Source organism: Qipengyuania sp. NPDC077410, assembly GCF_044543405.1.
Lineage (GTDB): Bacteria > Pseudomonadota > Alphaproteobacteria > Sphingomonadales > Sphingomonadaceae > Qipengyuania > Qipengyuania pacifica.
The window spans coordinates 1,004,688-1,026,581 of the sequence record NZ_JBITWB010000002.1 but is presented as its reverse complement, the minus strand read 5'-3'; the positions used below and the strand labels follow the sequence as shown (position 1 = coordinate 1,026,581).

The 21,894-nt window shown below is 60.5% G+C and carries 27 protein-coding genes; 13 read left to right on the top strand and 14 right to left on the bottom strand.

From position 1 onward, the window contains the following. The first annotated feature begins 38 nt into the window (after nucleotides 1–38). The 5 genes from rpiB to ACIGGE_RS12950 are packed head-to-tail and all read left to right on the top strand — an operon-like array spanning nucleotide 39 to nucleotide 3,213. On the top strand, nucleotides 39–476 hold the full coding sequence (gene rpiB, locus ACIGGE_RS12970; RefSeq protein WP_397490771.1) for a ribose 5-phosphate isomerase B: 438 nt from the start codon (nucleotides 39–41) through the stop codon (nucleotides 474–476). A 37-nt stretch (nucleotides 477–513) separates the two neighbouring features. Next, on the top strand, nucleotides 514–1,791 hold the full coding sequence (gene glyA, locus ACIGGE_RS12965; RefSeq protein WP_397490770.1) for a serine hydroxymethyltransferase: 1,278 nt from the start codon (nucleotides 514–516) through the stop codon (nucleotides 1,789–1,791). A gap of 11 nt (nucleotides 1,792–1,802) precedes the next feature. Then, nucleotides 1,803–2,027, top strand: a complete 225-nt coding sequence (locus ACIGGE_RS12960; protein WP_196848094.1) for a hypothetical protein — start codon at nucleotides 1,803–1,805, stop codon at nucleotides 2,025–2,027. Continuing rightward, the gene (gene nrdR / locus ACIGGE_RS12955; protein ID WP_103023401.1) at nucleotides 2,028–2,498 is read left to right on the top strand and encodes a transcriptional regulator NrdR; all 471 of its coding nucleotides are present in this window, start codon (nucleotides 2,028–2,030) and stop codon (nucleotides 2,496–2,498) included. Beyond that, nucleotides 2,485–3,213 carry an RNA methyltransferase gene (locus tag ACIGGE_RS12950; RefSeq protein WP_397490664.1) on the top strand — a complete coding sequence of 243 codons (729 nt, stop codon included), beginning with the start codon at nucleotides 2,485–2,487 and terminating at the stop codon, nucleotides 3,211–3,213. Before nrdR ends, ACIGGE_RS12950 begins: the two co-directional genes overlap by 14 nt. Here the strand turns inward: ACIGGE_RS12950 and ACIGGE_RS12945 are convergent. Next, complete coding sequence (locus ACIGGE_RS12945) at nucleotides 3,203–3,514, bottom strand: chorismate mutase (RefSeq protein WP_397490663.1); 312 nt, start codon at nucleotides 3,512–3,514, stop codon at nucleotides 3,203–3,205. The genes ACIGGE_RS12950 and ACIGGE_RS12945 overlap by 11 nt on opposite strands. A 206-nt stretch (nucleotides 3,515–3,720) precedes the next feature. Here ACIGGE_RS12945 and rpsD point away from each other — a divergent pair, with 206 nt between their 5' ends. Both rpsD and ACIGGE_RS12935 read left to right on the top strand, forming a co-directional pair. Continuing rightward, nucleotides 3,721–4,335 (top strand): 30S ribosomal protein S4, encoded by a 615-nt coding sequence (gene rpsD, locus ACIGGE_RS12940; protein ID WP_103023398.1) that lies wholly within the window; start codon nucleotides 3,721–3,723, stop codon nucleotides 4,333–4,335. Nucleotides 4,336–4,431: 96 nt separating this feature from the next. Then, on the top strand, nucleotides 4,432–4,626 hold the full coding sequence (locus ACIGGE_RS12935) for a hypothetical protein (protein ID WP_397490662.1): 195 nt from the start codon (nucleotides 4,432–4,434) through the stop codon (nucleotides 4,624–4,626). 4 nt (nucleotides 4,627–4,630) lie between these two features. Here the strand turns inward: ACIGGE_RS12935 and ACIGGE_RS12930 are convergent, their stop codons facing one another. The 6 genes from ACIGGE_RS12930 to ACIGGE_RS12905 form a co-directional block, all read right to left on the bottom strand. After that, on the bottom strand, nucleotides 4,631–5,392 hold the full coding sequence (locus tag ACIGGE_RS12930; protein ID WP_397490661.1) for a M50 family metallopeptidase: 762 nt from the start codon (nucleotides 5,390–5,392) through the stop codon (nucleotides 4,631–4,633). A gap of 25 nt (nucleotides 5,393–5,417) precedes the next feature. Next, nucleotides 5,418–6,542 (bottom strand): tRNA guanosine(34) transglycosylase Tgt, encoded by a 1,125-nt coding sequence (gene tgt / locus ACIGGE_RS12925; protein WP_397490660.1) that lies wholly within the window; start codon nucleotides 6,540–6,542, stop codon nucleotides 5,418–5,420. Nucleotides 6,543–6,551: 9 nt separating this feature from the next. Further along, nucleotides 6,552–7,412 (bottom strand): YdiY family protein, encoded by an 861-nt coding sequence (locus ACIGGE_RS12920; protein ID WP_247714438.1) that lies wholly within the window; start codon nucleotides 7,410–7,412, stop codon nucleotides 6,552–6,554. Nucleotides 7,413–7,567: 155 nt separating this feature from the next. Next, on the bottom strand, nucleotides 7,568–8,332 hold the full coding sequence (locus tag ACIGGE_RS12915) for an ABC transporter permease (protein ID WP_397490658.1): 765 nt from the start codon (nucleotides 8,330–8,332) through the stop codon (nucleotides 7,568–7,570). Continuing rightward, complete coding sequence (locus ACIGGE_RS12910; protein WP_397490656.1) at nucleotides 8,329–9,270, bottom strand: ABC transporter ATP-binding protein; 942 nt, start codon at nucleotides 9,268–9,270, stop codon at nucleotides 8,329–8,331. The genes ACIGGE_RS12915 and ACIGGE_RS12910 overlap by 4 nt, the downstream gene beginning before the upstream one ends. A 6-nt stretch (nucleotides 9,271–9,276) precedes the next feature. Continuing rightward, nucleotides 9,277–10,707: a carotenoid oxygenase family protein gene (locus tag ACIGGE_RS12905; RefSeq protein ID WP_397490655.1), complete on the bottom strand. Its 1,431-nt coding sequence runs from the start codon at nucleotides 10,705–10,707 to the stop codon at nucleotides 9,277–9,279. Between the two features lie 45 nt (nucleotides 10,708–10,752). Between ACIGGE_RS12905 and ACIGGE_RS12900 the strand changes: the two genes are divergently transcribed. Next, nucleotides 10,753–11,349, top strand: a complete 597-nt coding sequence (locus ACIGGE_RS12900) for a TetR/AcrR family transcriptional regulator (RefSeq protein ID WP_397490654.1) — start codon at nucleotides 10,753–10,755, stop codon at nucleotides 11,347–11,349. Here the strand turns inward: ACIGGE_RS12900 and queA are convergent. The 5 genes from queA to ACIGGE_RS12875 all read right to left on the bottom strand — a co-directional run bounded on the left by queA (nucleotide 11,319) and on the right by ACIGGE_RS12875 (nucleotide 14,889). Beyond that, entirely contained in the window at nucleotides 11,319–12,347 is a 1,029-nt protein-coding gene (gene queA, locus ACIGGE_RS12895) for a tRNA preQ1(34) S-adenosylmethionine ribosyltransferase-isomerase QueA (RefSeq protein ID WP_397490653.1), read from the bottom strand. The two genes, ACIGGE_RS12900 and queA, sit on opposite strands and share 31 nt — an antisense overlap. 37 nt (nucleotides 12,348–12,384) lie before the next feature. Then, nucleotides 12,385–13,134, bottom strand: coding sequence for a peptidylprolyl isomerase (locus tag ACIGGE_RS12890; RefSeq protein ID WP_397490652.1), 750 nt, complete (start codon nucleotides 13,132–13,134; stop codon nucleotides 12,385–12,387). 83 nt (nucleotides 13,135–13,217) lie between these two features. After that, nucleotides 13,218–13,730, bottom strand: a complete 513-nt coding sequence (gene coaD, locus ACIGGE_RS12885; RefSeq protein WP_103023389.1) for a pantetheine-phosphate adenylyltransferase — start codon at nucleotides 13,728–13,730, stop codon at nucleotides 13,218–13,220. Further along, nucleotides 13,727–14,617, bottom strand: coding sequence for a polyprenyl synthetase family protein (locus tag ACIGGE_RS12880; protein WP_196848095.1), 891 nt, complete (start codon nucleotides 14,615–14,617; stop codon nucleotides 13,727–13,729). Before ACIGGE_RS12880 ends, coaD begins: the two co-directional genes overlap by 4 nt. A gap of 14 nt (nucleotides 14,618–14,631) precedes the next feature. Beyond that, nucleotides 14,632–14,889 (bottom strand): exodeoxyribonuclease VII small subunit, encoded by a 258-nt coding sequence (locus ACIGGE_RS12875; RefSeq protein ID WP_103023388.1) that lies wholly within the window; start codon nucleotides 14,887–14,889, stop codon nucleotides 14,632–14,634. Between the two features lie 64 nt (nucleotides 14,890–14,953). On the opposite strand from ACIGGE_RS12875, the gene ACIGGE_RS12870 reads away from it, so the two are divergent. From ACIGGE_RS12870 to ACIGGE_RS12855, 4 genes are read left to right on the top strand one after another with little or no spacing between them, the layout of a single operon-like run. Continuing rightward, nucleotides 14,954–15,349, top strand: coding sequence for a DUF2177 family protein (locus ACIGGE_RS12870; protein WP_397490651.1), 396 nt, complete (start codon nucleotides 14,954–14,956; stop codon nucleotides 15,347–15,349). Nucleotides 15,350–15,353: 4 nt separating this feature from the next. Further along, nucleotides 15,354–16,034 carry a hypothetical protein gene (locus ACIGGE_RS12865; RefSeq protein ID WP_196846238.1) on the top strand — a complete coding sequence of 227 codons (681 nt, stop codon included), beginning with the start codon at nucleotides 15,354–15,356 and terminating at the stop codon, nucleotides 16,032–16,034. Between the two features lie 10 nt (nucleotides 16,035–16,044). Then, nucleotides 16,045–18,291 carry a phosphoribosylformylglycinamidine synthase subunit PurL gene (gene purL / locus ACIGGE_RS12860; protein ID WP_397490650.1) on the top strand — a complete coding sequence of 749 codons (2,247 nt, stop codon included), beginning with the start codon at nucleotides 16,045–16,047 and terminating at the stop codon, nucleotides 18,289–18,291. Further along, nucleotides 18,276–19,025 carry a DUF72 domain-containing protein gene (locus tag ACIGGE_RS12855; protein ID WP_397490649.1) on the top strand — a complete coding sequence of 250 codons (750 nt, stop codon included), beginning with the start codon at nucleotides 18,276–18,278 and terminating at the stop codon, nucleotides 19,023–19,025. Before purL ends, ACIGGE_RS12855 begins: the two co-directional genes overlap by 16 nt. A 39-nt stretch (nucleotides 19,026–19,064) precedes the next feature. On the opposite strand, the gene ACIGGE_RS12850 is transcribed toward ACIGGE_RS12855, so the two are convergent. Continuing rightward, nucleotides 19,065–19,898, bottom strand: coding sequence for a Coq4 family protein (locus ACIGGE_RS12850; protein WP_397490648.1), 834 nt, complete (start codon nucleotides 19,896–19,898; stop codon nucleotides 19,065–19,067). 68 nt (nucleotides 19,899–19,966) lie between these two features. Beyond that, entirely contained in the window at nucleotides 19,967–20,863 is an 897-nt protein-coding gene (gene serB, locus ACIGGE_RS12845) for a phosphoserine phosphatase SerB (protein ID WP_397490769.1), read from the bottom strand. Here serB and miaA point away from each other — a divergent pair. Continuing rightward, the gene (miaA, locus tag ACIGGE_RS12840) at nucleotides 20,856–21,800 is read left to right on the top strand and encodes a tRNA (adenosine(37)-N6)-dimethylallyltransferase MiaA (protein WP_397490647.1); all 945 of its coding nucleotides are present in this window, start codon (nucleotides 20,856–20,858) and stop codon (nucleotides 21,798–21,800) included. The genes serB and miaA overlap by 8 nt on opposite strands. Nucleotides 21,801–21,894 lie beyond the last annotated feature (94 nt).

Below are 21,894 nucleotides of genomic sequence, written 5' to 3'. Positions count from 1 at the left end.
GGGTCGCGCGAATCGAAGGCAGTGCCTATGTGCTCCCCATGCATATAGCCATTGCCTCCGATCACGCCGCAATCGACCTGAAGACAGAATTGCGCGAATGGTTGATCGAACAAGGTCACGAGGTGGCGGATCTCGGGCCAGACACCGGCGACAGCGTCGATTACCCCGATTTCGGCTACAAGCTTGCTAATGTGCTCGCTGACGGTACTGCGGAACGCGGCGTGGCGCTTTGCGGCTCCGGCATTGGTATTTCCATGAGCGTCAATCGCAATCCATCGGTTCGCTGTGCGCTTGTCTCGGAACCGCTCTCGGCTGCACTTTCGCGCGAACACAATGACGCAAACTGTATTGCGATGGGCGCCCGCCTGACCGGAAGCGACATGGCAAAGGCTTGCCTTACTGCATTTCTCGAAACCGAATTCGTCGGCGGTCGCCACCAGCGCCGCGTCGACAAGCTTTCCAAACCGGAGATCTGATTTGGCTACCAAGCCCGCCAATACCGACCGCGACCCTATGGATCGTTTCTGGCACGACACCCTTGCCGAGGCAGATCCAGAAATTCATGATGCAATCCGCAATGAACTGGCGCGTCAGCAGGACAAGATCGAGCTTATCGCGTCCGAAAACATTGCCTCGAGCGCCGTTCTCGAAGCAACTGGATCAGTATTCACGAACAAATATGCGGAAGGCTATCCCGGCAAGCGCTATTATGGCGGCTGCGATTATGCCGATGTAATCGAAACACTCGCTATCGAGCGCGCCAAGAAGCTGTTCGGCTGTGGTTTCGCCAATGTTCAGCCCAATTCAGGCAGTCAGATGAACCAGGCGGTATTCCTCGCACTGCTCCAGCCTGGCGATACGTTCATGGGGCTCGACCTCAATTCGGGCGGCCATCTGACCCATGGTTCTCCGGTCAACATGAGCGGCAAATGGTTCAATCCTGTCAGCTACGGTGTTCGGAAAGACGATGAACTGATCGACATGGATGAGGTTATGGCGATTGCCAAAGCCAACAAGCCGAAGCTCATCATTGCAGGCGGAACGGCCTATTCCCGCGTCTGGGACTGGAAGGCTTTCCGCAAGGTCGCGGACGAGGTCGGCGCCTATCTCATGGTAGATATGAGCCACATTTCCGGACTGGTCGCTGGCGGCGCGCATCCCTCCCCCTTCCCCCATGCCCACGTCGTCACGACAACCACTCACAAGAGTTTGCGTGGTCCGCGCTCCGGCGTGATCCTTTGGGACGACGAAGACCTCACCAAGCCATTCAACATGGCGGTCTTCCCCGGGATGCAAGGTGGGCCGCTAATGCATGTGGTTGCGGCGAAGGCCGTCGCGTTCGGCGAAGCTCTGCGCCCGGATTTCAAGGACTACGCCAAGCGCGTTGTGGAGAACGCCCGCGCCTTGGCCGAAGGGATCGAAGCCAACGGCCTGCGCGTCGTTTCCGGGGGTACGGACAATCACTCCATGCTTGTTGACCTCACGGCCATGGACGTGACCGGCAAATCCGCAGAAGCCGGCCTCGATCGAGCATGGTTGACCTGCAACAAGAACGGCATTCCATACGATACGCGCAGCCCTTTTGTTACGAGCGGCATCCGCCTCGGCACTCCGGCGGGCACGACGCGCGGATTTGGCCCCGACGAGTTCCGCCAGATTGGTGCTCTTATCTGTCAGGTAGTCGAAGGGCTCTCGCGCAATGGTCCGGAAGGCGACGGGCAGGTTGAAGAGCAGGTGCGTGGCAAGGTTGCCGAACTCTGCGCTGCCTTCCCCGTCTACCCCGGCCGCTAAGGAGACGAATGATGGATAACAAAGAACCGCAGCATCAAGACCACGATCTTGTTTCGGATGCCAGCGCAGAGATCAAGGGAATGGCGAAGCAGGGGCTGAACCATCCGTCGACCAAGCCAGTGCTGACCGGCGCGGCAGTCGGCGCGATCGCGGCCGGCATATTGCCGGTGGTGACCTGGCCCCTCGGTCTGGTCGCGGGCGCGGGCTTTATGCTCTACAAACGCCTCCGACCGTAAATGCGTTGTCCATTTTGTGCGCATGACGACAGCCAGGTAAAGGACAGTCGTCCGACCGAGGATTCGACCTCGATCCGGCGGCGTCGCCAGTGCTCCAGCTGCGGCGCGCGGTTTACCACTTTCGAACGCGTGCAATTACGCGAAGTGACGGTGGTCAAAAGCGGCGACCGTCGCCAGCCCTTCGACCGCAGCAAGCTAGAACAATCGATTTCGCTGGCCTGCCGCAAGCGCGATGTTCCGCAAGAACGGATCGACCAGCTCGTCAGCGGTATCCAGCGGCAGGTCGAAACTGCCGGCGAACCAGAAATCCCATCCAAACGTATTGGCGAGATGGTTATGGATGGACTGCGCGGACTGGACAGTGTCGCATATATCCGGTTCGCCTCGGTCTATCGCGATTTCAGCGAAGCCCGGGATTTTGAAGAATTCGCAAGTACCGTGCAGGAAGCGGCAGCCAATGAACGGGGCTGACGCCAGAAAGCCGATCATCGTCCTCGTGCGCCCGCAACTCGGCGAGAATATCGGCAAGGCCGCGCGTGCCATGCTCAACTTCGGCCTCACGGAAATGCGCTTGGTCGAGCCGCGCGATGGCTGGCCCAACCCGTCGGCTGGTCCGTCCGCGTCGGGCGCGGACATCGTGCTGGAAGGTGCAAGGGTCTTTGGATCGACTGCCGATGCGGTGGCGGATTGCGCGCATGTCTACGCCACCACCGTTCGCAAACGGGGCGTTACGAAACCTGTCGTCACGCCCGAGCAAGCCAGTCAGGAAATTGCCGTCGCGCAAGGCCGCAGTGCAATCCTGTTCGGACCAGAGCGGTCCGGGCTGGAAACCGAGGATGTAGCGCTCGCGCGTGCTATCTTGACGGTGCCGATCAATCCGGAGTTCGGGTCGCTCAACCTCGCGCAGGCGGTGATCCTGTGTGCCTACGAATGGTCCAAGCATGAAACCCTGGTACAGCCGACCCAGGAAGAACTGTTGCCCCCTGCCCCACAGGAAGAGCTTGATGGCCTGATCGCACATTTGGAAAGCATGCTGGAGCCAAAAGGGTATTTTCGTCCGGAAGCCCGCGCCGAAGCTACCCGGCGCACATTACGTGGCGTGTTGACGAAGCCTGCCTGGAACCACCTGGAAGTCCGTACCCTGAGAGGTGTACTGTCGTCGCTTCAACGCGAACCTAAGCCCTGATCCTGTCCCATTCCTCCATTTCGTAGGCAATGGAGGTTTCGACCAGATCGTCCCACATCCGCGCGAGCTCATCAGCCGGAAGCGCACGGTTTTCTGCATCAGCGCGGGCGTTCTCGATCACCTCGGCCTTACGCCCTTCGTCGCGAACGACATTGCGATCCGTCTTGATCCGAGCAGCAGCTCGCATGTAACCAAACCGGCGATCGAGCAGTTCCATCAGTTCGCGGTCAGTCGTGTCCACTCCAATTCGCACCTCGCCCATGTCGGTGCAATCTTCCGGCAGTTTGAAATCGTCCTTCATGGTGCTGCGCAGTGCCGCGCTTGAACCGAATTGTCGAGCGCCTATCTTGCTGCTTGACGCGCTGCACAATTTTGCTACGAGCGCGCCTTCACAAATTGGCTCTGCACCCCGGTGAAGCGGAAGCCGCGTCAACCTCGAGGTTGACGGTGTGATGCCGGGTTAAATGGCCGCCACTGGGGCGGTCCAGCAAATTGAAGGAACTATTTATGACGAAGCGCACAAGCGCCAAGTACAAACTCGACCGCCGGATGGGTGAAAACATCTGGGGTCGTCCGAATTCCCCGGTCAACAAGCGTTCGTACGGCCCCGGCCAGCATGGCCAGCGTCGCAAGAGCAAGATGAGCGACTTCGGTCTGCAGCTTCGCGCCAAGCAGAAGCTCAAGGGCTACTACGGCGACGTAACGGAAAAGCAGTTCAAGCGCACCTACAAGGAAGCGTCGGCCATGAAGGGTGACACCGGTCAGAACCTGATCGGCCTGCTCGAACAGCGCCTCGACATGGTCGTTTACCGCGCCAAGTTCGCACCGACCATCTTCGCCGCCCGCCAGATCGTTAGCCACGGCCACATCTACCTCAACGGCGTGAAGACCAACATCGCTTCGGCGCGTGTGAAGGTTGGCGACGTGGTCAGCCTCGGCAGCAAAGCCAAGGAAATGGCTTTGGTCATCGAAGCACAGAGCCTTCCCGAGCGTGAAATTCCCGATTATGTCGCGCCCGATGGTAACGACAAGGTGACTTTCACTCGCGTACCGAAGCTTGATGAAGTGCCCTATCCGGTGACCATGGAACCGAACCTGGTCGTCGAGTTCTACTCGCGCTGATCCTTTGGTACATCGATATATGGAAAGGGCGGCCTCAGGGCCGCCTTTTTTGTATCAATTCACCGCATTTTCAAAGCCTTGGCAGGAACGCGGAAGGTGATTGGCGGTTCAGTTTTTACTATGACTCAATACCGCTTCATCACGCCCAATCGTCGCGGCAAATGGTACGATAGCCTCAACGATGCGCAGGCGCGTGCGAATGTTATTGGTGCAGGCTTTCTGGACAGTGCCGGCACGTTCGTTCCATATCGCGGGACGATACTGGAAATGCGCGAAAAAGAGCGGGTGTAGCCCGCTACGTCCGGCCTGCAATTTGCAAGGACTTCCAGACCATTGCCGCAATTGCGATGGTGATAGCCCCGCCCCAGAACCAGTACGGAAGGAACAACGCTTCCGCGATGCGTCCCGTATCGGATAGGGCAACTTGTCCATGTACCGCGGCGCCTGGACTGAACGGATAATCGATGTCCTGGTAAACGCTGACCGCTCCTTGCACGCCAAGGAACTCGATAGCGATCCTCTGCCATTTCCTCGTCGCTCTGGATGCAATCGAGAATGCACCTGCTGCAAAGAGCGGCAGCACGATCCAGCCGGCAATAGATCGGACCCAAATCAGGGTGCTCGCGATCAACGCTATAGCGAGGCCGAACAACATCACCTTGGTTGCTCGGGGTGAGCGCGAAGCAATGATCAAGACGCTGCCCGCGATGGTGGGGCCGAGCAACCCGGAGGCAGCAACGATGGCCTGGCCGATACGCCCAAGGTCGCCAGAGCTTTCTGCAAATCCCGACCCGTTCGCAAAGATGACCAATCGCTCGAATTCAGCTCCAAGCGCAGCCGCCATGAGACCATGCGCCATCTCGTGCCACCAGGTAGATAGCAGCGTAAACGGCATGAGCGCCAACGTACCGACAGCCGTTTGCCACGCAACGATCGTCAAGACCGCAAAGGCGATGATATACGTCTGCTCGCGTTTAACGGCGGGACCACTCGCGCCATCCGCATACGGAAGCCCCCATTGAGCAGAGGTAGGGCGGGCTTGAGGAGGCTTGGCCATTTTTCCAAATTAGGCCAGTCCCGCTTCAGCGCAAGTAATCCCGGCGGAAATCCTTGGCAAAGGTAGCAAATCTCCTCTCCCCGATCGCATCGCGCATTGCCTGCATCAACTGCTGGTAGAAAGCGATATTATGCTCGGTCATCAGCATTGCACCGAGAATTTCCTGTGATTTCACGAGGTGGTGGAGATAGGCGCGCGAGTAGGTGCTGCACGTGTCGCAAGTGCAGCGATTATCCAAAGGATCGGTATCATCCGCGAACCGCGCATTGCGAAGGTTCATCGGGCCGTTCCAGGTAAACGCTTGTCCATTTCGTCCGGATCGGCTTGGCAACACGCAGTCGAACATGTCGACACCGCGTTCTACCGCACCCACCAGGTCGTCCGGCTTACCCACGCCCATGAGATAACGAGGGCGATCCTGTGGGAGCTGCGCGGGGGCAAAGTCCAGTGTGGCGAACATGGCCTCCTGTCCCTCGCCCACGGCCAGACCGCCGATCGCATATCCATCGAACCCGATATCGGCCAGCTTATCGGCACTGATCTTGCGCAGATCTTCGTCGAGCGCGCCTTGCTGAATACCGAACAAGGCAGACCGTTCCGCATGTTCGCCGCCGGCGTTGAAGCCCTCTCGACTCCGCTTCGCCCAACGCATGCTCATTTCCATGCTCGCGGCAATTTCGTCACGCGGACGGTCGGCGCGGGGGCATTCGTCAAAAGCCATCACGATGTCGCTGCCCAGAAGCCGCTGGATTTCCATGCTGCGTTCCGGTGTCAGCATATGCTTCGACCCGTCGATGTGGCTGCGGAATTCCACGCCCTTCTCAGTCAGCTTCCGTAGGTCCGACAGACTCATAACCTGATAACCGCCGCTGTCGGTGAGGATCGGCCGGTCCCAGTTCATGAATTTGTGAAGACCGCCGAGCTTTGCCACGCGCTCCGCTCCCGGGCGCAGCATCAGGTGGTAAGTATTGCCAAGGATTATGTCCGCGCCCGTCTTGCGCACCGTTTCAGGCTTCATGGCCTTTACGGTTGCCGCGGTGCCGACCGGCATGAAAGCCGGCGTACGGATCTGGCCGCGATTCATGGAAATCGCACCCGTCCGCGCAGCACCATCGACCGCCTCAACGGCAAACGAAAAACGATTAGTCAATGTCAAATCTCAGAAGTCGTAAACGATCGATGCACGGGTTACCGTGTCGGTCGAAACAGCGCCTACTGCAGGGTTGCTGTCATAATCAATCGCATAGCTCATCCTCGCCCGAAGTTTTTCGGTAGCCTTGAAATCGAGGCCGGTGACCAGATTGAGCGTAGTATTCGAACTGTCCACGATGACGACTGCCTGCCCGCCGGTCTCGGCGACAGCATTTGCATCCTGCGTCAGGGTCACCCTGTCGAGAATCCGCCAGTCGAAATCGAGGCCTGCGAGGCCGGCCACGCGGTTTTCGACGCGCCCATCGGTGTAATCGGTAACGCGGTAAGCTGGTCCTGCCTTTAACGACAGGCTGAGACTGTTGCCGTCGATCACCTGATATCCCAATCCACCGGAAACTGCATACCGGCCGTCGATTCCTTGAAAGGCATCGCGATCATACTGCGCCAGTCCATAAGCAAAGATGCCCTCATCGAATTCCCACCGAGGTTCATAGGACGCGAAGTATTTTTCACGACTGGTGACACCATTCTGGCGTTGGTAATCGAAACGCGCTCTCAAGTGGTGCGACCAGTCAATCCCCTGTCGCTTGAGATGAAGCGCAGCGGTAATGCCGGTCGTGTCGCTATTCCCTGTGGAATGGAATCCGCCCAATTCACCTTGCCCTGTCCACCGGTCGAGCAGGCCAGCAGTCCGAATGGCCTCTTCTTTCTCCTTCGCGGCCAAAGCGGCTTTTTCGGCTTTAGTTTTCGCCCACGCGCCTTCGATCGCGGCGATTTCCTCCCCATCGTCGGGCCATGTCGTGCGGGCTAAGTCCAGTACGGTCGCGATTTTGGCGTTATCGCCACTAGCCAGCGCTGTGTCGATCATCTGACGGGCAGCTTCGGGGAGCTCGGCATGTGCCGGTGATGCAAATGCGGCTGTGCTAGCCGCAAACGTAAATAGGGCGGTTCTCACAAACATGCCAGAAGCCTAGCGTGGCTCTCCGGCGCTCGCCACCCTGGATCGACAAAGCGCGTTCGTATTCAGGCGCGTAGCCGCCAACCTGTCTTGAAAATGTAGGCAATCACCGAAACGCACAGGGCGAGAAAGCCCAAGGTGATACCGAAGCTGACCCAGATATTGACGTCGCTCGTCCCATAGAATGTCCAGCGCAATCCACTGACAAGATAAACGATCGGATTGGCTAGAGCGATGGTATCCCACGGCTTCGGCAGCATATCGATCGAATAGAACGTGCCTCCCAGAAACGTGAGCGGGGTAAGGAACAGCATCGGGATTATGCCGAGCTTTTCGAAGTTATCGGCCCAGATGCCGAGGATGAATCCGAAGAGACTGAAGGCGGCTGCGACCAGCATGATGTAGAACACCGCCAACACCGGATAAGTGATCGAATAATCGACGAACAGTCGGGCAGTAACCAATATGATCGTCGCGAGGATAAGGCTTTTTGTCATCGCCGCCCCTACGAACCCGATAAGCGTTTCGGTCACGCCGACAGGAGCGCTGAGCAATTCGTAGATCGTTCCGGTAAAGCGAGGCATATAAATGCCGAAGCTCGAATTGCTGGTGGTCTCTCCCAGCAGGGTGAGCATCAGCAGCCCCGGGATGATGAACGCACCATATTGCACCCCATCCAGATCGGGCATGCGCCCGCCGATCGCCGCTCCGAACACGATGAAATAGAGCGAGGTCGTGAGAACGGGTGCCAGCACCGACTGGAATGCCGTGCGAAGGAAGCGAATAAGCTCCCGGGTGTATATCGACCAGGTTGAGCGCCAGGAAATCATTGCGGTACCTCGCCGTCGCCAAGCAGGGATACGAAAATATCCTCGAGGCTGCTCTCACGGGTGTCAATGCCGACGTAATCGATCCCCGCGCCGATGAGCGCCTTGGTCAATTCGGCGACTTCGGCCTTACCCTTTCCTGTCCCATCGCCCCCGCGGTAGCGAAGCACCGTTCCACCCGCTTCCAATTCGACAGGGAACCGGCCTATTTCCGGAGGCAGTGTAGCGAGGGGTTGTGCAAGCGTAATATGTGCCTCGGTTCGGCCGAGACGGGCCATCATGGCGTCTTTCTCATCGACCATGAGCAGCTTGCCGCGATTGATGACACCGACGCGGTCGGCCATCATCTCGGCCTCTTCGATGTAATGCGTGGTCAGGATGATGGTGACGCCGCGCGCGCGCATCTTATCTATGATCGCCCACATGCCCTTGCGCAGTTCCACGTCGACGCCGGCGGTGGGTTCGTCGAGGAAGAGGAGGTCGGGTTCGTGTGCGAGAGCCTTGGCGATGAGTACGCGGCGCTTCATTCCGCCCGACAGGGCCATGATCCGCTCGCCGCGCTTTTCCCAGAGGCTGAGGCTGCGCAAGATCTCTTCGATCCGCTGCCTGTCGGGTGCGAGACCGAACAGGCCGCGTGAATAGCTGACGGCATGTTCGACCGGTTCGAACATGTCCGTGCTCAGTTCCTGCGGGACCAGCCCTATGCGGCTGCGCGCCTTGCGCCAGTCGGTTGCCAGATCGTGGCCGAAGGCGTGGATTGTACCAGAACTGGGGCGAACGAGGCCGCAGACCGCACCGATAAGCGTGGTCTTGCCCGCGCCGTTGGGCCCGAGCAGCGCGAATATCTCGCCCTTCCGTACGCTGAGATCGACATTGTCGAGCGCCTTCAGCCCGCCGCGGTAGACCTTGGACAGGCCATTGAGTTCGAGAATCGGATCCACAGATTCCTAGTTAGCTGCGATCCAATTCCCGTGGAAGCCCGGCGGGATAAGATGCGGGATGTGTACGGACGCAACGGTCTCGAGGCTGTGGGCATCGAGGATTTCCAGCGCGCTCGTCCCGCGATTTCGATCGATGACATATCCCATGACCCAACCGGCACCTTCGGGCGCGCCAGCATCGCGCGGCACGAACACGAATTCCCCCGGTATGCGGCCATCGCCGAAGTCGTGCTGGATACGCTCCCCGGTGACGAGGTCGTGGCGATAAAGCGGCATGGGCGCGACGAACTCGAGGTCGCCATCATCCGGCAGCCCCATGCTCCAGAGGTAGCGATAGTCGGTGGTGAAGAAACGCTCGTCCGGGCGGGGAAATTCCTGCGGCGACGAATCCAGGACATCGCGCTGGACCTGCCCGCCCTTGCCATCGACTGTCCAGCGTTCGAGACCGAGAGGCTTGCCATACGGTCCCGGCATGTCCCCATCGAAGATGGTTTCATACGCGCACAGGTCGATGACAACCTGGCCCCTATCGTCCTCGAAGCTGTTGCCGACGTGAAACGCGTAGCAAGGCTCAACTTCGTGCCACACGATCTGATCGCCCGTGCCGCCGCGCGGCAGGAGACCGACACGGGCCTTGTGAGCGCGGTTCCAGCGGTAGGGAAACCTGTGCCCTGAAATGAGCGCCGGCATCGAGAAGGTGACCGGCAGATCCAGCACGACCACGAAATTCTCCGTCAGCGCGCAGTCGTGGATCGACGGGCCATGGCGGACGGCAATCTCCGTTTCGCGCAAGACCGTTCCATTCCGCGCCAGAACGACGTGGCGGATGGTATCGACCGACATGCCATCGTAACAGATTGCGTGGAATTCGCCGGTTGCCGGGCATTCATGGGGATGCGCGGTGAACGATCCCGTCAGACCCCCACCGAAATCCGAGTAAGCGACGCTTTCGAGATCGTCATCGAGCTGGACGGGGAAGCTGCTGGCTTCGACAAGCGCCATGATCTTGTCGCCGATAGCCAGAACATTGGTGTTCACTGTATCCCCGAAACCGCGGCGCGGCCCATCGACAGCCCTGGGCCCGCCCTTCCCTTCGAGATCGCGCGATCGGATGAAGCGATTGCGATACCATATGGCTTCGCCGTTCTTCAGGCGCACCCCGTGAACCATGCCATCGCCCAGGAACCAGTGATGCCCCTTATCTCCCTTGCCATACGGATTGGGGCCAATCCGAACGTAACGACCGTCCAGCTCTGTGGGAATGCTGCCCGTGACGTGCAGATCGTCCAGCGTGAATTCTTCACGCAGCGGGGTGTGGACGCCGCTCAGGAACGGGTTGGTCCGGGCGTCTGGTAACCTGTTACGATTGACACCCGCCAGGGCCTGAATGGCGGGGATGACAGCTTTACGGATTGTTTTTTCTATGACGCTTGCCATGACCGACTCACATTGGTTAAAGTGAACGGTGTAAACATAGGGTCTATGGTAACAGTGTCAACTTCGAGTGAAGCCTATCATCACGGCAATCTGCGCGAGGCGCTTGTCCTCGAAGGTCTGCGGGCTCTCGAAGGCCCCGACGGGAAGGCGCCTTCGCTGCGCGAATTGTCTCGCAAGGTGGGGGTTTCGCCGACGGCCGTCTACCGGCATTTTCCCGACAAACAGGCTCTGGACCAGGCGCTTGCCCGGGAAGGGTTGAAAATGCTCGGCAGCGAACAGGCCGCCGCCGCCCAAAAGGCCGGCGGAGGTGCTGCCGGTTTTGCCGAAACGGGCCGGGCCTATGTCCGCTTCGCCCTCGCCCACCCCGTGCTTTTCAGGCTGATGTTCACGCAGGGCAAACCGGTCGACAAGGAGGAACCGGTAGACGAGGCACGTGCCTTGCTGATCGCCAATACACGGGCGCTCGCCAGCAACCCCGAGCGGGCCGAGACGCTTGCCTTACAGGCGTGGTCAATCGCTCACGGGATCGCCATGCTCATGCTGGACGGTCGAATTCCCGTCGACGACGCGCTTATCGACAGGCTGCTCGATACGAAAAGCCTGTTCCCCGATCAGGGCAGCAAGAGCGAGGAATCGCCGTAGCTGTAGAACCGATATTCGTTTTCGATCGCGTACCGATAGGCCGACAGCATCCGTTCGCGCCCCATCAGCGCACTGACGAGCATGACCAGGGTCGATTTTGGAAGATGGAAGTTGGTCATCAATCCATCGATTGCCCGGAACTGATAGCCGGGCGTGATGAAGATGTCGGTATCGCCCGAAAATTCACCGATCATTCCATCGTCGCCGGTTGCGCTTTCCAATAGCCGCAAGCTGGTGGTCCCGACCGCGATCAATCGCCCGCCTGCCTTTCGCGCGGCATTCAGGCGGTCTGCAACGTCGCGGTCCACCCTACCCCATTCGGAATGCATCGCGTGGTCGGCGGTATCATCGGCCTTGACCGGCAGGAACGTGCCTGCCCCGACGTGAAGAGTCAGCGTTTCGCGCCCGATGCCGGCTGCATCCAGAGCGGCAATCAGTTCCGACGTGAAATGAAGCGCCGCAGTCGGGGCAGCTACCGCGCCGTCCTCTGCCGCGAACATGGTCTGGTAATCCAGGCGATCCTGATCGTCCGTGTCGCGCTTTCCTGCGATATAGGGAGGCAGGGGCATCCGCCCGGCGCGTTCGAGCAGGACCTCGACCGGCTCTTCCCCTTCGAAGAACAGCACGAAGCTTCCATCGGCCAGACGCTCTTCAGCCACGGCGGTGACGCCGCCGCCAAATTCGGCAACATCGCCCGGCCTGAGCCGCTTGGCGTTCCGGACGAAGGCCTGCCAGCGACGAAGATCGATGCGCTTGTGCAGCGTGGCGCCGATTTTCGCATTGCCCCGCCGACCTTCGAGCTGTGCGGGAATAACGCGCGTATCGTTGAACACGAGAACATCGCCAGCCTGCAGCATCTGAGGCAGGTCCCGCACGCCGCGATCCTCGAACGGGCCGCTTTCGCGCACGATCAGCATGCGCGCAGCATCACGCGGCCGCGCCGGGCGCAGCGCGATGCGTTCTACCGGCAATTCGAAATCGAAGAGGTCAACTTTCATTGCGCCGCCCCTAGTGCGGGGTCAGCGCAATGAAAAGTCAGTTGCCGATCGGGGCGTTCAGATCGTCGATCGAAATATCCTGCTGCACCTGGGGCGCCGGCATCGCCGGAACCGGCTTGTTGTCGGCTGCGATCGACGCCTGAAGCACGCGGGTGGGATTGGCAGGCGGTTCGCCGCGCTGGATCGCATCCACCGCGGCCATGTTGGAAATGACCCGCCCGAAATTGGTGTAATTGTTGTCGAGGTTCAGGCGCGGATAAAAGACGATGAAGAACTGACTGTTCGCACTGTCCTCACTCGCCGCGCGAGCCATCGAAACCGTACCGCGCACATGCGGCATGCGGTTGAATTCCTCGGCGATGTCGGGAAGCTGCGAACCACCGGTACCCGTACCGGTCGGATCGCCCGTCTGTGCCATGAACCCATCGATAACCCGGTGGAAGATCACCCCGTCGTAGAAGCCCTGCCGGGTGAGGGTCTTGATACGCTCCACGTGGTGCGGTGCCCAGTCAGGCTTGAGGCGGATGGCAACCCGCTGGCCGTTCGACAGATCCAGCAGAAGAATGTTCTCGAGATCTTCATTGACGTCGAAGTTGACCGGCGAGAATGTCCGCGTGTCCTCAGCTTCGGTCGAGGCCGCAGCGTCCGCTGCATCACCGTCAGGAGTCGTAGCCGCAGGGGCAGTCGCTTCACTTTCGGTCGGAGCAGGATCTTCCGCCACCTGTGCGGCTAGAGGCGCGGCACCGATTGTCAGCGCGGCAGCAATGGCTAGCGAAGTCTTGAGCATCGTCATTCCGTAGCAATGTCATGGATTGCCGACCCACTAGCGCGAGGCGTCTGTCCGTTCAATGAATAGGTGGAAATCATCCGTCAGCCGCCGCGCGGCCCCATCTTCTGGACCCGCGCTTCCACATCGGCCCGCACCGCAGGGGTGACGAACTTTTCGATCGGGCCGCCGTAAAACGCGATTTCCTTCACCAGCCTGCTGGCAATCGGCTGCAGTTCGACATCGGCCATGAGAAAGACCGTTTCGATCCGGTCGTTGAGCTGGCGGTTCATGCCGGTGAGCTGATATTCGTATTCGAAGTCCGTCACCCCGCGAATTCCGCGAACGACGATCCCTGCATTCATCTGTTCGGCGAAGTCCATCAACAGCGAGTTGAACCCGACCACGCGAATGGTGTCGCAGGCGATTTCGGCAACTTCGCGTTCGACCATGGCGATACGCTCGTCGTCGTCGAACATGGGGGATTTAGCGATATTGGTCGTCACCCCGATGATCAGTTCGTCGACCAGCTTGGCGCCCCGTTCGATGATGTCCATGTGCCCCAGCGTGATGGGGTCGAATGTTCCGGGATAAATGCCGATACGTTTGGCCATCAATGATCTCTTTTCACGACGAAGTCGGCGAGTTCGACAAGAAGCCGGGCGTCTTCGCCGTAGCTTGAGAGGTGCCGACCCGCCTGTTCGACCAGCATCGTCGCCTGCGCGCGGGCCTGTTCAACACCCATCAGCGTCACGAAGGTCTGCTTGCCCTGCTCTTCATCCTTGCGCAGCGCCTTGCCGGCTTTCGCTTCGTCACCTTCCACGTCCAGCAGATCGTCCGCGATCTGGAAGGCAAGGCCGATATCGCGGGCATAGGCGCGAAGATGCGCGCGCCCTTCGGGCGGCACACGGCCAAGCACTGCGCCCATTTCGACGCTGGCTGCAAGCAATGCCCCTGTCTTGAGTTGTTGCAGCCTAGTGATCTGGCGCAGATCGTAATTCTCTTCCTGAGAGACGATATCCATCATTTGCCCGCCAGCCATGCCATCGTGGCCACTGGCCCGGGCCAGGGTAGCGACAAGTTCCGAGCGGACGAACGGATCCGCGCTGGTGTCGAGCTGCGTCAGGATGTCGAAGGCCAGCGCGTGCAGGCAATCGCCTGCCAGGACTGCCGTTGCATCGTCGAACGCCTTGTGCACCGAAGGTTTTCCGTGCCGCATGGCATCGTCGTCCATGCAGGGAAGATCGTCATGGATAAGCGAATAGGCGTGGATCGCCTCCACCGCGCACCCTGCGTTGATTGCAGCATTGCGGTTTACGCCGAAGAGTTCCGAAGTCGCCACCAGAAGCAGGGGTCGCATGCGCTTGCCCGCGCCGATCGCGGCATAGCGCATCGCTTCGACGAGACGGGCCCTGCTATCGTCGGGAACGGGAAGAAAGGCATCGAAGGCGCTGTCTATGTCGCTCTGTACCCGCTCGAACGCCTCGCCCAGACGAGGAGGCATGGTCGTCATCACACTCATGCACCGCCGTCCGCGTCGAAAGGCTCGGTCCCAGTGGGCTTCCCATCGGCACCGGCGACGATCTTTTCGATCCGCGCCTGCGCCGAATCGAGTCGCGATTGGCACGCCTTGCGCAATTGCTCGCCGCGTTCGTACAGGTCGATGCTCTCGTCGAGCGGCACGTCACCGCTCTCGAGCCGTCGCACGACGCTTTCGAGCTCGCGTAGAGCCTGCTCGAAATTCAAATCCGAAATCTGTAACTGTTCCTCTGCCATCGGCGGGAAGCATTGACGGCCCACCTGCGCGCGGTCAAGTAAGGCGAAAAGAGGGGGAGCGAATATGACGTGGATTGTCGCCGCCGTCACAGCTGCTTTGGTTTTCGGGATCCTCGATGCGGCGTGGCTGGGTTGGGCCGGCCCCAACTTCTACCGCCCCCAGCTTGGCGGTCTGCTGGCGGAAAGCTTCCGCATGGTCCCCGCGCTGCTTTTCTACTGTGCCTATATCTGCGCGATCGTGTGGTTTGCCGTCCGTCCGGGATTGGCGGGCGGCATAGGCGCAGCTGCCCTCAACGGCGCGCTGCTAGGCGCGATCTGTTATGCAACCTACGACCTGACGAACCAGACGACCATGCGCAACTGGTCGACGATCGTCACATTGGTCGACATCTGCTGGGGCGCATTTGCGACTGCCGTGGCGGCCGGTGCGGCTACTTTCGCCGCCGACAGGTTCGGCTGAGCCGATGTTCATCGGTCACTTCGCACCCGCCTTCCTCGCTCGCGGCATAACGGAAGAAGCGCCCAAGCTGGGCACGCTGTTCATCGCAGCGCAACTGGTCGACTGGGCGTTCTTCACCTTCGCGATCGTCGGGATCGAGAAACTGCGGATCGTGCCCGGAATGACAGCGATGAACCCGCTCGATCTCTATCACATGCCGTACACCCACAGCCTTTCCGGCACTGCGGCATGGGCGTTGGGCTTCGCAATCGTGATCTGGCTCGTCTCGCGAAACGCCATCGCCGCGACATGGGGAGCCATCGTGGTATTGAGCCACTGGCTGCTGGATCTGCTCGCGCACGGGCCGGATCTTACCCTTGCAGGCGGGGAAGAGAAATTCGGGCTGGGGCTGTGGAATTCGCCCTGGATCGAAATGCCGCTGGAGATCGGGATAACGCTGGCCGCCTTCTGCTTTTATATCAGGCGCACGAAAGGCCCAGTGGTCCCGCCGCTCATTCTGCTGGGAACGATGCTGGTATTCCAGGCGATCAACTGGTTCGGCCCGCAGCCGCAGGAAGCAGGCACAGGGATATATGTGACCGCCCTGCTATCCTTCGGCATTCTGACCGCCCTCGCCTTCTGGGTGCAGTCGACAAGATGGCATAAAAGTCTCGTGGGACTGGCAGTGTCGGGCGTGCGGCGCTAAGCGCGCGCGCATGGCAAACGTCGAATCCGCGATCACCCCCGAAGTCGTCGAACAGCACGGCCTCAGCTCCGAAGAATACGAACGCGTTCTGAACGCCCTGGGCCGGGAGCCCAATCTCGTGGAACTGGGCATCTTCTCGGTCATGTGGTCGGAACATTGTTCCTACAAGAGCAGCCGGCTGCATCTGAAGAAGCTGCCGACCGAGGCTCCTTGGGTTATCTGCGGCCCCGGCGAAAATGCCGGCGTGATCGATATCGGCGACGGGCAGGCCGCCATCTTCAAGATGGAAAGCCACAACCACCCTAGTTACATCGAACCCTATCAGGGCGCGGCGACCGGTGTCGGCGGCATCTTGCGCGACGTGTTCACCATGGGCGCTCGCCCGGTGGCGAATGCCAACGCATTGCGCTTCGGGCGTCCCGATCACCCCAAGATGAAGCACCTGGTCAAGGGCGTGGTCTCGGGGATCGGCGGCTATGGCAATTGCGTCGGTGTTCCGACCGTTGCCGGCGAAACCAACTTCCACCCGGCCTATGACGGCAATATCCTCGTCAATGCGATGACGGTGGGCGTCGCGGATGCGGACAAGATTTTCTACAGCGCAGCGACCGGCGTAGGCAATCCGATCGTCTATGTCGGCTCCAAGACCGGGCGCGACGGCATTCACGGCGCGACCATGGCTTCCGCCGATTTCGAAGAGGACGCGGAGGCCAAGCGCCCAACCGTCCAGGTCGGCGATCCCTTCACCGAGAAGCTGCTGATCGAAGCCTGTCTGGAGCTGATGGCCACCGACGCCATCGTCGCCATTCAGGACATGGGCGCCGCAGGTCTGACCTCGTCCAGCGTGGAGATGGCGACCAATGGCAAGGCCGGCATCCGGCTCGACATGGACAAGGTTCCTTGCCGCGAAGAGGGCATGACGCCCTATGAGATGATGCTGAGCGAAAGCCAGGAGCGCATGCTCATGGTGCTGAAGCCCGGCAAGGAAGAAATGGCTGCGGCCATCTTCAAGAAGTGGGAACTGGATTTCGCCGTCATCGGGGAAGTGACCGATACACGGCATATGGTGCTCGAATTCGGCGGCGAAGTCGTGTGCGACATCCCGCTTGGCCCCCTCGCCGCGGATGCGCCGGAATACGACCGCCCCTATATCTCGAAGGACGAATACACCGATTGGGCCGGCATCAAGCCGATGACCGAGCGGCCCGACACCGACGATGTCGGCGGCGATCTGATCAAGCTGCTCGCATCGCCCAACCTCTCGTCGCGCCGGTGGATTTCCGAACAGTACGACAGCCAGGTTGGCGCGGACACGCTGCAGACCGGCGGCGATGCGGGCGTGGTGCGGGTCCACGGCACGAAAAAGGCGCTGGCCATCAGCACCGACTGCACGCCGCGCTATGTCTTCGCCGATCCCTATGAAGGCGGTAAACAGGCGATTGCGGAAGCCTATCGCAACCTCTGCGCGGTCGGGGCACGTCCATTGGCGGTGACGAACTGCCTCAACTTCGGCAACCCGCAGCGCCCGGAAATCATGAGCCAGTTCGTCCATGCCCTCGAAGGTATGGGCCGCGCCTGCCGCGTACTCGATTTCCCGATCGTGTCCGGCAACGTCAGCCTGTATAACGAGAGCAAGGCAACCGGTGGCGGTAGCGCCATCCTGCCCACGCCCGCTATCGGCGGGGTCGGCCTGATCGACGACTACGACAAGATGATGACCATGCCCTTCAAGGCCGAAGGCGAAGCCATCTATCTCATCCGCGCAGAACATTGGGCAACGCCCGATCCGGAGCGTTCGCATCTGGGCAAGTCGCTCTGGCTCAGCGAAATCCACGGACGCGACGAAGGGCGCACACCGCCGACGGACCTCACGGTTGAAAAGAACGCCGGCAAGATCGTCCTTCAGTTGATCGCCGATGGCCTCGTCAGCGCGGTGCACGATATTTCCGACGGCGGCCTCGCCGTCGCTCTGGCGGAAATGGCCATGGCCGGCGGGATCGGTGCCGACGTCGAATGGCACCGCGATTATACGCAGGCGCAGTGGTGGTTCGGCGAAGATCAGGGCCGCTACATCGTTACCGTGCCGGATACGCAGGCGCTGAATGAAGCGCTCGCCAAGGGAACGGAGAACGAGGACACGGCCTCGATCGGGTTCAGGCGGATCGGGAAGACGGGCGGCGATACGCTGTTTGACAAGACGATCGCCGAACTGAAGGCGGCCCATGCCTCGTTCTTTACAGAGTGGATGGAAGGCTGACGGTCCGCATCGGCATAGGGGGCTGGACCTACGCGCCCTGGCGCGGCGTCTTCTATCCCGACGGCTTGGTCCAGCGGCGAGAGTTGGAATACGCCGCGCAGCATCTTACTGCGATCGAGATAAATGCCACCTTCTATGGCCGGCAGAAGCCGGCCAGCTGGCGCAAATGGGGCGAGGTCGTACCGGAAGGTTTCCAGTTCACCGTCAAAGCCTCGCGCTACTCGACCGCGCGCAAGGTTCTGGCAGAAGGTGCTGATTCGATTGAGAAGTTTCTCAATCAGGGGTTTACCGAACTGGGCGACAAGCTGGGGCCGATCCTGTGGCAGTTCGCGCCGACAAAGCAATTCGAGCGAGACGATTTCGCCCGGTTTCTGGACCTCATTCCCGATAGCCAAGACGGCGTTCCGCTGCGTCATGCCCTTGAAATCCGGCATGAAAGTTTCGAAGATTCAACATTCTTCGAGCTTGCGCGCACGCGGAACATGGCGGTGGTTTTTGCCGATAGCGATGAATATCCTTGCATCGACGAGGCGACGGCGGATTTTTCCTATGCCCGGCTGCAACGTACTGAAGAATCGGTGGAAACCGGTTATGATGACAAGGCTCTGGACGCGTGGGCCGACAGGGCGCGCGGGTGGTCCAGGGGCGGGCGCGATGCCTATGTGTTCTTCATCGCCGGCGCAAAAGTGCGCAATCCGACAGCGGCACGCATGCTGATCAAACGTATGATCTGAGGGCCGAACACCCGGCCATACAGAGTGATGCCCTGCCGATCAGGCAGAAACGAGCTCCGGTTCCTGTTTCTGGGCGAGCAGATCGTAGGGATCGATGCCTTCTTCGCGCCAGATGCGGTGGCATTCGCGATACCAATGCGGTTCCGGAATGCTGAGTTCGGCCCTAGCCTGCTCGAGATTCTTGACCAGCAGTTCCCGGATCGAAAGTTCGACGAGCGGCGGGCAGGCCTTGCCGGTGCGATGAGCCTGGCGAACGGCCTTCATTACCGGCGCCCGGCTCTTCACGAGTTTCTTGAGATGCAACGAGCCTGCATAGCCCAGCAGAAGATGGCCCTGGCTCGGGCTCTGGCCGTGGGTGAACAGCAGCACGCATTGTTCGCCGAGGGCATCGCGGCCGTAGCCGGTCAGAACGTGCATGAGATCGTGGGTGTCGCGCTGGCGGAAGCCGAACCACTGGACCAGATCGTCATAGACCGGCCGCCCTGCCTTTTCGAATTCCGCGACGAGACCGGCGGCCGAGAGACCTTCGCTTTCCATGAAATCGCAATAGGCGTGCGCGACCGAACCGGCCGGAGTTTTGCGCAGGGCGTCGTGATCGTCGAGGATGGGAGGCAGGAACGGTTCGCTGCGCCGTAGAGCATCGCCATGCGGGCTGAGCGTCAGCGCGCGCACACGCGGGACAAACTGCCTGGAAGGCAGCGCATCGTAAATCCTGAAGACTTCCGCCGTGTTTTCCTTGTCCTTCAGCAGCTCGCGAAAATGCCGCACTGCTGCCAGCGGGCGATAGCGGGACCGAGGGCGAGTCGGATGGCGCAAGGGCGTGCCGTCAAAGGCAGTTTCCAGATCGATTGCGGCGGGAGACGTTCCGGTCATGCCGCCGGTTATAGCCGATCGGTCCTTAAAAGAAACTAGCCCCTTTGCTGGGGGAAGGCGCGTACCGGCTAGCCGGCAGCGATATCCTCCACCCACTCGCTTTCCGGAATACCGAACAGCCGGAGTATAGCGGTGAGGTGTACACTGTTGATCCGTCCATTGGCCGCATCGCGGGCCCTGGGCTTGGCGCGATAGGCGATGCCGTAATCCGCAGCCTCGATCATGGGAATGTCGTTGGCGCCATCGCCCGTAGCCAGAACCCGCGCGCCTTCGCCCAATTGTGCGCGTTCTTCTTCCAGCGTTGCAAGTTTGGTCGACGCATCGCTGACGGGCCCTGCAAGCAGACCGGTCAGCTTGCCGCCCGCGACACCGAGACGATTGCCCACGACCCGTTCGAAACCGAGATCTTCGGCAATGGGATCGGCGAAATGATGGAAACCGCCGGTGACCAGAACGGTGCGGCATCCCTTGCTGCGTAGCGTGGCGACAAGCGTGCGCGCGCCATCGACCGGCCGGATGCGTTCGGCCAGACAGCGGTGGATCGCGCTTTCTTCCAGCCCTTCGAGCAAGCCGACGCGTTCCTTGAGAGCGCTGCCGAAATCGAGTTCGCCCTGCATCGCCCGTTCGGTGATTGCGGCCACCTTGTCCTTCAGCCCGGCGAAGTCTGCGAGTTCGTCGATACATTCCTGCCCAATCATGGTGGAATCCATGTCGGATACGAAGAGACGGGGCACTTCGATTTCGTGATCGGAGATGAGCAGATCGCAATCGCCGAAATATTCGGTCAGGATTTCCGCAAGCTGCCTGCCGTCGCCATGCGGGAGCGAAAGCTGGAGCACGTCGCTGCAGAAATCGAGCATGCCCGCCATGGCCACCGGCATGTCCGCCGCTGCGCAGGCTTTCATTGCCGCGTCGAGGCGTGTTTCCACGCCGTCCATGTCTGCTATCAGCCGGGCAATGAGCACCAATATTTCTCCCGATTTGAAACCGGTCGCGCTCATCGCAGGGCCGACCGCCAGCGGCAAGAGCGATCTCGCGGTGAAGCTGGCACAGCGTCTAGCCCGCGAGGGACGCCATGGCGTCATAATCAATGCCGACAGCCAGCAGGTCTATCGCGACCTGCATATTCTGTCGGCGCGGCCGACCGAAGACGAGATGGGCGGGGTCGAACATCGGCTGTTCGGAACATGGGACGGTGCCGAGCCCTGCTCTGCCGCCAACTGGGCCGAAGCCGCCAAAGCCGCGATAGAGGAAGCGCACGCCGCCGACAGTGTGCCGATCCTGTGCGGCGGGACCGGGCTGTACATGCGCACATTGCTGGATGGCATATCCCCGATCCCCGCGATCGATCCGCATGTGCGAGAGGCGGTGCGCGAGCTTTCGACCGAGGACCTGCGCGCTCGCCTGGTCGAGGAGGACCCGGAAGCCGCCGGACGCCTTGGCCCGCGCGACAGCCAGCGGATGGCCCGAGCCTTGGAGGTGGTGCGATCCACCGGCCATCCGATGATCTACTGGCAGGACCGCCAGTCTGGAGGCATCGCCGGAGAAATCGCGCTTCACCCGTTGGTATTGCTGCCGGAGCGCGAGTGGCTGAATGCCCGCTGCGACCTGCGTTTCGAACGCATGCTCGACAAGGGAGCGCTGGCGGAAGTGGAGGCGCTGCTGGCGCGCGATCTCGACCCCGCCCTGCCCGTCATGCGCGCCATCGGCGTTCCGGAGATCAAGGCATTGCTTGAAGGAGATCTATCGCGCGCTGAAGCTATCGCCGCTGGCCAGCTTGCCACGCGCCAGTATGCCAAGCGCCAATATACATGGTTCCGCAATCAGCTTCCCCCAGCGTGGCCGAGGGCGGATAACAAAACTATCGCTGACTACGATTTTTTTGTTTCTTTATTTCAATAAGGCGGTTGACCGTGAAATACGGCCCGCCTATCTGAGGCGTTGTCGGCCCGGCGCTTCAGACCCCAGCGTCGGGCCGATTTGTATCTTATGAAGA